Below are 9,436 nucleotides of genomic sequence, written 5' to 3'. Positions count from 1 at the left end.
CCTCCTGGCTGCTGGAGCACCCCTCAGGGCTGACCGAGGAGGAGGTCGTCCAGCATCTGCGACTGGTGCTGCTCACCGGCAACGAGACCACCACCAACCTGATGGCCAACACGCTGCGGACGGTGCTCACCGACCCGCGCTTCCGCGCCTCCCTGGCCGGCGGCCATATGACCCTGCCGGACGCCATCGAGCATGTGCTGTGGAACGAACCGCCGCTCGCCGTGATCCCCGGCCGCTGGGCGACCGGCGATACGGAGCTGGGCGGGCGGCAGATCAGGGCCGGGGACATGCTGCTGCTCGGCCTGGCCGCCGGAAACGTCGACCCCGCCGTCCGCCCCGACATCGCCGCACCCATGTACGGCAACCGCTCGCATCTCTCCTTCAGCGGCGGGCCCCATGAATGCCCCGGCCAGGACATCGGCCGCGCCATCGCCGACACCGGCATCGACACCCTGCTGCTGCGCCTGCCCGATCTGCGGCTCGCGGTCCCCGAGACCGAGCTGAGCTGGACGGCCTCATGGATCTCCCGCCACCTGGTGTCGCTGCCCGCCGAGTTCACGCCGCGCGGGGGCGATTCGGACACCCTGGAGACCGAGACGGGCCTGCTGGCACCCGACTTCCTGGCCCGCTCCGCGCCCCAGCCGGACCCCCCGGATCAGTCGAAGGCATTGGACCGGCCGAATACGCCGGACCGGCCGGACGTACGACGCTCCTCCCGGCGCCGGTCCTGGTGGCGGTCCCTGTGGCGCCGGCTCAGGCCCGGGCCACGACCACCCCGACGGTGAGCAGGCCGAGCACCACCCAGCCGAACCAGAGCCATCCATTGCTGCCGAGGGCCACCGAGTACGCGGTCACCAGGACCAGGCCCCCCACCGTGCACGCTGTCATCGCCTTCGCAGATCCGGGCATCCCCGCAACCTCCTCAGCCCCAACGGCCCAGGAGGACATGGTCGTACGGAACCGCCCTCACCGCTAGACGCTGGACGGCGTCGGCAATGAGGGCGGTGAGGGCGGCGGGACGGCCGGGTGGCGCGAAGCGGTCAGCGGCCGCGGGTCTGGAGCGAGGCCAGATAGGCGTTGTACGCCGCGAGCTCCTGGTCGCCGTTCCGGTCCGCCGTACGGTCCGCGCGCCGCGCCTGGCGCTGGTCGGACTTGTACCACTGGGCGAGCAGCGCGACCAGGACGATCACCGAGGGGATCTCGCTGAAGGCCCAGGCGATACCGCCCGCCGCCGTCTGGTCGGACAGCGCGTCTATGCCGAGTGAGGCGGGCGGGTGCTCGTAGCTGCCGACCATGGGCTCGCTCGCCATCATCAGGGCGATCCCGAAGAAGGCATGGAAGGGCATGCCCGCGAAGAGCTCCAGCATCCGCATCACATAGCCCGGCCGGTGCGGGCCCGGGTCCACGCCCATGATGGGCCAGAAGAAGAACAGGCCCACCAGCAGGAAGTGGGACATCATCGCGATATGCCCGGCCTTGCTCTCCATGAGGAAGTCGAAGAGCGGGGTGAAGTAGAGCGCGTATAGGCTCGCGATGAACATCGGGATCGTGAACGCCGGGTGGCTGACGATCCGCACATAGCGGCTGTGCAACAGCGCGACCAGCAGCTCCCTGGCCCCCTTGCGGCCGCGTGCCGCCGTCGGCAGGGCCCGCAGGGTCAGCGTCACCGGGGCGCCGAGCAGCAGCAGGATCGGGGAGACCATGCTGACGACCATGTGCTGGACCATGTGCACGCTGAACATGACCATGCCGTAGTCATTGAGCTTGGTGCACATCACCAGCGCGATGGTGAGGACGCCCAGCACGAACGACACGGTCCGGCCCGCCGGCCAGCGGTCGCCGCGCCGCATCAGCCGCGCCACGCCCCAGCCGTACAGGGCGAGCGCCACCACACAGCCGACCAGGAAGAACGTGTCCCCGCCGAACTCCAGCCCTCGCGCCAGCGTGAACGGCGGCAGATCCATGGGCATGCCGTGCCCGCCGTGATCCATGTGGTCCCCTTTGTGCGCCTAAACCGGCGCCGCTCTCGCGGACCTGGTTGCTCGCCGTCGTGGTGGCGCAATTGATGGTTCTGGCATCCGCCGTCAGTCCTCGGCCGATGCGGTACTCAGAGTACGCACTCGGCCTCGGCGTACCGCTCCGCGGGTACCGTCTTGAGGTGTTCGACGGCCTCCGCGAGCGGCACCAGCGTGATGTCCGTGCCCCGCAGCGCCGTCATCTGCCCGAAGTCACCGCGGTGCACGGCCTCGACCGCGTGCCAGCCGAACCGGGTGGCCAGCACCCGGTCGTACGCCGTCGGCGTGCCGCCCCGCTGGACATGGCCCAGGATCACCGGCCGCGCCTCCTTCTCCAGGCGCCGCTCCAGCTCGACCGCGAGCTGCCGGGCCACCCCGGCGAACCGCTCATGGCCGTAGACGTCCGTGCCGCCCGCCTCGAAGGCCATGGTGCCCTCCTGCGGCTTGGCGCCCTCGGCCACGACCACGATCGCGAACTTCTTGCCCGCCTCGAAGCGCGCCCCGACGACCTTGGTCAGCTCGTCGATATGGAACGGGCGCTCCGGCACCACGATCGCGTGGGCGCCCGCGGCCATGCCGGAGTGCAGCGCGATCCAGCCGGTGTGCCGCCCCATGACCTCGACGATCAGCACCCGCTGATGCGACTCGGCGGTGGTCTTCAGCCGGTCCAGGGCCTCGGTGGCCACCCCGACCGCCGTATCGAAGCCGAAGGTCACATCGGTGGACGCGATGTCGTTGTCGATCGTCTTGGGGACGCCGACGATCGGCAGCCCGGAGTCCGACAGCAGCCGGGCCGCCTTGAGCGTGCCCTCGCCGCCGATCGGGATGATCGCGTCCAGGCCGAGCTCGGCGACATGCCCCTTGGCGCGCTCCACGCCCTCGCGCAGCCGCGTGGGCTGCACCCGGGTGGAGCCGAGGATGGTGCCCCCGAGCGCCAGGATGCCGCTCACGGCGTCCAGGTCGAGCTTCCGGTAGTCGCATTCCAGCAGGCCCTTCCAGCCGTCCTGGAAGCCGATCACCTCGTCGCCGTGGTCGACGACCGCGCGGTGCACGATGGACCTGATCACAGCGTTCAGGCCGGGGCAGTCGCCGCCGGACGTGAGCACACCAATGCGCATGGCCCTGATACCTCTGCAGTGTGGGCTGACGGCCGGACCGCGGTGTCCGGCGGGACCCCGCCACCCTACAAGCGAGTGGGGTGGCGGGTCCGTGGTCTGTCCGCCATGCGGGCGGCTGGTGCGACCCGGAGGAAGCCCGAGCCGGCCCCGGGGCGGCCCGGGCCACCCCGGAGGGGCTTACGCGGTGGCCTGGGTGGCCGCCGTGATCCGCTCGTTGCGCAGCGCCTCGTACCACTCGTCGTTCACCGGCGGCAGCGCGTTCACATCCAGCGCCAGCTTGAGCAGCAGGTCCGCGATATGCGGATTGCGCGCCATCACCGGGCCGTGCATGTAGGTGCCGAAGACGGTGTCGTTGTACGCGCCCTCGGTGCCGTCACCCGTGCCGTTGCCATTGCCGAACCGGACGCGCGCGAAGGGGCGCGCGGACGGACCGAGGTGGGTGACGCCCTGGTGGTTCTCGAAGCCGGTCAGCGGCGGCAGCCCCAGCCGGTCGTCGATATCGCCCAGCACATCGCCGACGCAGCGCTCACCCTCGCCCCGGGTGCTCACCACATCGAGCAGCCCCAGGCCCGGCTCGCGCTGTCCGAGGTCGTTGATGAACTCGTGCCCCAGGATCTGGTAGCCCGCGCACACCGAGAACACGATGGCGCCGTTGGACACCGCGCGGTTCAGCCCGCCGTCGCGGCGCAGCCGCTCGGCCGCCAGCCGCTGCGGCCGGTCCTCGCCGCCGCCGACCAGATAGATGTCACCGGAGGTCGGGATCTGCTGGTCCGAGCGGACGTCGAGGCGGGAGACGTCCAGCCCGCGCTGGCGCGCCCGGCGCTCCACCACCAGCGCGTTCCCCTGGTCGCCGTACGTGCTCAGCAGGTCCGGGTAGACCCACACCAGACGCAGGCTGTTCTGGTTCATCCGTCGCAATTCCCTTATGCCCTTTTCGCTCGTGCGGACTCGGTCGTGCGGACTCAGTTGCCCACGCGGCGGCGCAGGTCCTGGAACGCGGTGTAGTTGGCGATCGCCTCGATCCGGCCGGGCGGGGCGATCTGCACGGCCTCGTCCACGGTCTGGCAGACCCGGAAGTCCAGCCCGGCGACCTCCAGCCGCACCGCCAGGTCCAGCTTGCGGTCGCCGATCACACAGATCGGATGCCCGGCGAGCCGGGTGTAGTCCACGTCCCACAGCCAGGAGGTGTCGGTGCCGTCCGCGCCGCGGGCGTTCACCGACAGGATCACCGGGGTGGGCGGCGGGTCGATCAGGGAGAAGGTCTCCAGCCAGCCGGCGGGGTTCTTGGCCAGCAGCAGCCGCAGCTGGCGCTCCTGGAAGGTGACCACGTCGTACCGTCCGGCGACCGCCTGGACCTGGTACATCCGCTCCAGCGCCACCTGCGGCGGCACCCCGAAGGTCGCCGCGACGGCCGCCGAGGTGGCGGCGTTGGCCTTGTTGGCGCGGCCGGGCAGCTGCAGGTGGATCGGCCAGGCCGAGCCGTGCGGGTCCATGACGTAGTCGCCGTTGAGCGCCCAGGTGGGGACCGGGCGGCGGAAACCGCAGTCGGCGCAGACCCAGTCGTCGCCGGGGCGCTGCAGCACACCACCGCAGGACGGGCAGGACCAGGCGTCGTCCTTCCACTCCTGGCCCGCCGCGACCCAGACCACATTGGGCGAGGAGGAGGCGGCCCACACGATCAGCGGGTCGTCCGCGTTGGCGATCACCACGGCCTTGGTGCCGCTCAGTCCCTCACGCCACTTCTCGGCCAGCATGCGCGTCTCGGCGGCCCGGTCGAGCTGGTCGCGCGAGAGGTTGAGCAGCGCGATGGCCTTGGGTTCCGTATCGCGCGCCACACCGGCGAGGTACTTCTCGTCGACCTCGATCACGCCGTAGCGGGCGTCGGAGCCGCCGGCGAGGGCCGAGGTGATACCGGCGGGCATATTGGCGCCGAGCGCATTGGAGACGACCGGTCCGGCCGCTCGCAGCGCCTCGGCGATGAGCCGGGTGGTCGTGGTCTTGCCGTTGGTCGCCGACACCAGGATCACGTCCAGGTGCCGCGCCAGCCTGCCCAGCAGCTCGGGGTCGAGCCGCAGGGCCACCTTGCCGCCGATCACCGATCCACTGCCGCGGCCCGCCGCCCGCGACACCGCTGCCGCGGCCTTGCCCGCCGTCACGGCCAGCTTGGCCCGCGGCGACAGCGGCTCCGAGTTGCCTGCCATCGTCTTCGTCCTCCTCGCATACCGGCGCCGCTCTTGCCCCCTGAGGCGCCGGTGGTACGTTCCCCTCCGCGCCGAATCGCCAGCCGGGAGGCCACGGTCGGGGATCAGCCTATCGAGATCCGGGCGCTCTCCCGAATCTCACCCGCATAACCGGGACGAGTCGACCCACGGTCGGGCCGTGCGCCCCGCGTCGGACACGTAGGCTTTGCTGCCATGCGAAACGGCGCGATCCCCGGCAGTCGCGGACTGGTGCGGCCGATGCGGCTGCTCGGCGATCCGGTGCTGGCCACCTCCTGCGAGGAGGTCACCGCCTTCGACGCGGCCCTCGGCCGGCTGGTCGAGGACATGTACGCGACGATGTACGCGGCGCAGGGCGTCGGGCTCGCCGCCAACCAGGTCGGGGTGGCCTTGCGGGTGTTCGTCTACGACTGCCCGGACGACGAGGACCGCCGGCATCTGGGGCATGTGGTCAATCCGCGGCTGGTCGAGGCCGACGGGGTGACGGTGCGGGGGCCGGAGGGCTGTCTGTCGCTGCCCGGTATCGAGGCGGGCACGGTGCGCCACGACCACGCGGTCGTGGAGGGTGTGACGGCGACCGGGGAGCCGGTGCGGGTGGAGGGCACGGGCTTCTTCGCGCGCTGTCTGCAGCACGAGTGCGACCACCTCGACGGGCGCCTGTTCACCGACCGGCTCACCGGGCTGCGCCGCCGCCGGGCGCTGCGCGCGGTGCGGCGGGCGCCCTGGGCCGCGGACGCGCCCTCTGCCACGTAAGCCCCAGCCGTGCCCCGTCCGGACCCGCGGCCCCTGCCGCCCTCGCTCAGAAGCCGGGAGCGCCGACGCGGTCGTCCATCGTGGTCAGCCGCCCCCACAGCAGATCGGTGAGGTGCCGTACCAACTCGGCACGGGAACAGGGCCGCTCGCGCAGCCACCAGTCGCCCGCCGCGTGCATCATGCCGACGATCCCGTGTCCCCAGACGCGGGCGAGCTCCGTGCCGCCGGGGCCGAGTTCGAGCCGGTCGGCGATCACCTTGGCCAGCTCCTCGCCGAGGCGCCGCAGCACCGGGGCCGAGTGGCGGCCGACGTCGAAGCCCTGCTCGGCCTGGGGGGCGTCCTCGGCGGGGTGCATCAGGAAGCGGTAGACCTGGGGGCGCGCCTCTATCGCCGCCAGATAGGTGTCCAGCGTGGCCTCGACGCGCTCCCGGCGGTCGTTGGGGGCGTCGAGGGCGGCGCGCAGCGAGGCGAGCAGCGCGTCGGTGTGGCGCTTGGCGAGGGCGCGGTAGAGCCCGCTCTTGTCGCCGAAGTGGCGGTACAGGATGGGTTTGGTGATGCCCGCTTCCGCCGCGATGGCGTTCATCGAGGCGTCGGGTCCGTCCCGCAGCACCACTCGGTCCGCCGCCTCCAGCAGTTCCTTGCGCCGCCGCTGGGCCGCGTGCTGCTGATCGTCGCGCTGACTGGTGCCCGTGTCCATGAAGTCGCCTCCCGCCCCCTGGTGCTTCCTAACGCCTGCGAAACGTAACACCCCTGGCCCCGGTGAGGGGGTGGATCGGCCGGGGGAGTTGACATCGTCTACTCGTGAGTAACAGACTCTTGTTACCGACGGTAATAGTCAGGTGGAGGGGTAATGCCGGAATTCTCGTTCGAGCTCGACGACGACCAGAAGGCGGTCCGCGACTGGATTCACGGATTTGCGGTCGATGTGATGCGCCCGGCCGCCGCGGAATGGGACGAGCGGGAGGAGACCCCCTGGCCGATCATCCAGGAGGCCGCCAAGATCGGACTGTACTCGCTGGACTTCTACGCCCAGCAGTACTTCGACCCCACCGGCCTCGGCATCCCGATGACGATGGAAGAGCTCTTCTGGGGCGACGCCGGTATCGCGCTCTCCATCGTCGGCACCTCCCTGGCCGCCGTCGCCGTCCTCGCCAACGGCACCGAGGAACAGGTCGGCACCTGGATCCCGCCCATGTACGGCGACGCGAACGACGTGAAGGTCGCCGCGTTCTGCTCGTCCGAGCCGGACGCCGGGTCGGACGTCGCCGCGATGCGCACCCGGGCCGTCTACGACGAGGCCAAGGACGAATGGGTCATCAACGGCACCAAGACCTGGGTCACCAACGGCGGCATCGCGGGCGTCCACGTCGTGATCGCCTCCGTCGACCCGGAGCTGGGCGCGCGCGGCCACGCCTCCTTCGTGGTGCCCCCGGGCACGCCCGGCCTCTCCCAGGGGCAGAAGTTCAAGAAGCACGGCATCCGCGCCTCGCACACCGCCGAGGTGGTCCTGGAGGACGTCCGCGTCCCCGGTCACTGTCTGCTCGGCGGCAAGGAGAAGCTCGACGAACGCCTCGCCCGCGCCCGCGAGCGCGCCCGTAGCGGCACCGAGCGCGGCAAGAACGCGGCCATGGCGACCTTCGAGGCGTCCCGCCCGGCGGTCGGCGCCCAGGCGGTCGGCGTGGCCCGCGCGGCGTACGAGGTCGCGCTCGAATACGCCAAGAACCGGGTGCAGTTCGGCCGGCCCATCATCGACAACCAGGGCATCGCCTTCCAGCTCGCCGATATGCGCACACGGATCGACGCGGCGCGGCTGCTGGTGTGGCGCGCCTCCTGGATGGCCACCGCGGGCAGGCCCTTCACCGCCGCCGAGGGGTCGATGTCCAAGCTCTTCGCCGGGGAGACGGCGAAGACGGTGACGGCCCAGGCGGTGCAGATCCTCGGGGGCAACGGATTCACCCGGGAGTACCCGGTGGAGCGGATGCACCGCGACGCGGCGATCTTCACGATCTTCGAGGGCACGAGCGAGATCCAGCGGCTGGTCATCGCCCGCACCCTGTCCGGTATGCAGATCCGCTAGCGCCGGGGCGCCGGGGGCGTCAGGGTTTGTGCGCGACGCCCCCGTAGACGTCCGTCTTCTCGATGGGCGCGTCGGCGGGCTCGGGGCGCCACAGCGGGCAGGACACGATGCCCGGCTCGATCAGCTCCAGACCGTCGTAGAAGCGCGCGATCTGCTCGGGGCTGCGCAGGACGTACGGGACCGCGCCGGTGTCGTCGTAGCCCTGCTGGGCCTGCTTGAGCGCCTGGTCGGTGTCCGTGCTGTCGTAGTGCACGAAGTAGCTGCCGGCCGGGAGCGCGTCCTGGAGCCGCCGGGCGATCGACCGGGCCTCGTCGTAGTCCCGGATATGGCCCAGGATGCCCATCAGCATCAGCGCGACGGGGCGGCTGAAGTCCAGCGTCTTGCTCGCGGCCTCCAGGATTCTGTCCGGCTCGTGCAGATCGGCGTCGATGTAGTCGGTGACGCCCTCGGGGGTGCTGGTGAGCAGGGCCTGGGCGTGCCGGAGCACCAGGGGGTCGTTGTCGACATAGACGATCCGGGCCTCGGGGGCGACCCGCTGGGCGACCTGGTGGGTGTTGTCGTACGTCGGCAGCCCGGTGCCGATGTCCAGGAACTGGCGGATCCCGGCCTCCCCGGCCACATGCGTCACCGTGCGGATCAGATACGCGCGGGACGCGCGGGCCATCACCTCGATGGTCGGCGCGACCTCGCGGTACTGGTCACCGGCCACCCGGTCGACCTCGTAGTTGTCCTTGCCGCCCATCCAGTAGTTCCAGATGCGGGCCGAATGCGGCACGGATGTGTCGATCTTGCCTAAGGCCGCCTGCCGACCGGGGGTGGACGAGCCGTGAGTCATCTGGAGATTCTCCTGCCATGCGTGAGGCCGTGCTCGGAGCTCCAACTTACCGCCGAGGCAGGGTGCTTCGCCGGGCCCGGGCGCAGGGTGAACACGGGGGCGTGCTGGGCGAGGGTCGTGAAGGCGCGCTCATAGGCGGCGGCCGCGGCCTCGGTCTCCGCCATGGCCGCGGCCGCCGTGGCGCCCCGCCCGGTCAGCCGCTCCGTGAACGCGGGCGGTGGAGCCGCCAGATGGACGAACGCGCCGCCGCGCTCGGCCACCGTTTCGGCGAAGTCGAAGGCCTCGATCCATGTCACCCGGGAGTGTCCCCGGCGCAGCGGCCCGTAGACGAGCTCGCCGACGAACCCGGAGTCCACCGCGAGCGGCCCGGCGAGCCGTAGCAACTCGCGGTACGGGCGCGCCGGGTCGAGCGCGGGCAG

11 protein-coding genes are annotated in these 9,436 nt (G+C 71.3%); 3 read left to right on the top strand and 8 right to left on the bottom strand.

Going from position 1 to position 9,436, the window contains the following annotated elements; translation table 11 throughout:
• On the top strand, positions 1-785 hold a 785-nt coding region (locus CCN51_RS37355), incomplete at its 5' end, for a cytochrome P450 family protein (protein ID WP_143675999.1).
• Here CCN51_RS37355 and CCN51_RS56095 read toward each other — a convergent pair.
• The 5 genes from CCN51_RS56095 to CCN51_RS37335 form a co-directional block, all read right to left on the bottom strand.
• A complete protein-coding gene (locus CCN51_RS56095) occupies positions 754-909 on the bottom strand; it encodes a hypothetical protein (RefSeq protein WP_043488071.1) in 156 nt (51 codons plus the stop codon). The two genes, CCN51_RS37355 and CCN51_RS56095, sit on opposite strands and share 32 nt — an antisense overlap.
• A 131-nt stretch (positions 910-1,040) precedes the next feature.
• Positions 1,041-1,991: a cytochrome c oxidase assembly protein gene (locus CCN51_RS37350; protein WP_014181454.1), complete on the bottom strand. Its 951-nt coding sequence runs from the start codon at positions 1,989-1,991 to the stop codon at positions 1,041-1,043.
• 116 nt (positions 1,992-2,107) lie between these two features.
• Positions 2,108-3,133, bottom strand: a complete 1,026-nt coding sequence (locus tag CCN51_RS37345) for a 6-phosphofructokinase (protein WP_014181455.1) — start codon at positions 3,131-3,133, stop codon at positions 2,108-2,110.
• A gap of 177 nt (positions 3,134-3,310) precedes the next feature.
• Complete coding sequence (locus tag CCN51_RS37340) at positions 3,311-4,042, bottom strand: type 1 glutamine amidotransferase (protein ID WP_014181456.1); 732 nt, start codon at positions 4,040-4,042, stop codon at positions 3,311-3,313.
• Positions 4,043-4,095: 53 nt separating this feature from the next.
• Positions 4,096-5,334, bottom strand: coding sequence for a Mur ligase family protein (locus tag CCN51_RS37335; RefSeq protein ID WP_014181457.1), 1,239 nt, complete (start codon positions 5,332-5,334; stop codon positions 4,096-4,098).
• A 213-nt stretch (positions 5,335-5,547) separates the two neighbouring features.
• Here CCN51_RS37335 and def point away from each other — a divergent pair, with 213 nt between their 5' ends.
• Positions 5,548-6,105 carry a peptide deformylase gene (gene def / locus CCN51_RS37330; RefSeq protein ID WP_014181458.1) on the top strand — a complete coding sequence of 186 codons (558 nt, stop codon included), beginning with the start codon at positions 5,548-5,550 and terminating at the stop codon, positions 6,103-6,105.
• A gap of 46 nt (positions 6,106-6,151) precedes the next feature.
• Here the strand turns inward: def and CCN51_RS37325 are convergent, their stop codons facing one another.
• Positions 6,152-6,802 (bottom strand): TetR/AcrR family transcriptional regulator, encoded by a 651-nt coding sequence (locus tag CCN51_RS37325; protein WP_014181459.1) that lies wholly within the window; start codon positions 6,800-6,802, stop codon positions 6,152-6,154.
• 153 nt (positions 6,803-6,955) lie between these two features.
• Between CCN51_RS37325 and CCN51_RS37320 the strand changes: the two genes are divergently transcribed.
• Positions 6,956-8,182, top strand: coding sequence for an acyl-CoA dehydrogenase family protein (locus CCN51_RS37320; protein WP_014181460.1), 1,227 nt, complete (start codon positions 6,956-6,958; stop codon positions 8,180-8,182).
• Between the two features lie 19 nt (positions 8,183-8,201).
• Here CCN51_RS37320 and CCN51_RS37315 read toward each other — a convergent pair whose 3' ends face one another.
• Positions 8,202-9,017, bottom strand: coding sequence for an SAM-dependent methyltransferase (locus CCN51_RS37315; RefSeq protein WP_014181461.1), 816 nt, complete (start codon positions 9,015-9,017; stop codon positions 8,202-8,204).
• Positions 9,014-9,436: hypothetical protein (locus CCN51_RS37310; RefSeq protein WP_086860607.1), on the bottom strand; the 423-nt coding region annotated here is incomplete at its 5' end. The genes CCN51_RS37310 and CCN51_RS37315, both read right to left, overlap by 4 nt.

It is taken from the genome of Streptomyces milbemycinicus, from assembly GCF_002154605.1.
GTDB classification, from domain to species: domain Bacteria; phylum Actinomycetota; class Actinomycetes; order Streptomycetales; family Streptomycetaceae; genus Streptomyces; species Streptomyces milbemycinicus.
This window is presented reverse-complemented; position numbering and strand designations above follow the sequence as displayed.

Bases quoted from the DNA above. Each gene is read 5' to 3' on its own strand.
- CCN51_RS56095 (WP_043488071.1), bottom strand. From the start codon at position 909: ATGCCCGGATCTGCGAAGGCGATGACAGCGTGCACGGTGGGGGGCCTG.
- CCN51_RS37350 (WP_014181454.1), bottom strand. From the start codon at position 1,991: ATGGATCACGGCGGGCACGGCATGCCCATGGATCTGCCGCCGTTCACG.
- CCN51_RS37345 (WP_014181455.1), bottom strand. From the start codon at position 3,133: ATGCGCATTGGTGTGCTCACGTCCGGCGGCGACTGCCCCGGCCTGAAC.
- CCN51_RS37340 (WP_014181456.1), bottom strand. From the start codon at position 4,042: ATGAACCAGAACAGCCTGCGTCTGGTGTGGGTCTACCCGGACCTGCTG.
- CCN51_RS37335 (WP_014181457.1), bottom strand. From the start codon at position 5,334: ATGGCAGGCAACTCGGAGCCGCTGTCGCCGCGGGCCAAGCTGGCCGTG.
- def (WP_014181458.1), top strand. From the start codon at position 5,548: ATGCGAAACGGCGCGATCCCCGGCAGTCGCGGACTGGTGCGGCCGATG.
- CCN51_RS37325 (WP_014181459.1), bottom strand. From the start codon at position 6,802: ATGGACACGGGCACCAGTCAGCGCGACGATCAGCAGCACGCGGCCCAG.
- CCN51_RS37320 (WP_014181460.1), top strand. From the start codon at position 6,956: ATGCCGGAATTCTCGTTCGAGCTCGACGACGACCAGAAGGCGGTCCGC.
- CCN51_RS37315 (WP_014181461.1), bottom strand. From the start codon at position 9,017: ATGACTCACGGCTCGTCCACCCCCGGTCGGCAGGCGGCCTTAGGCAAG.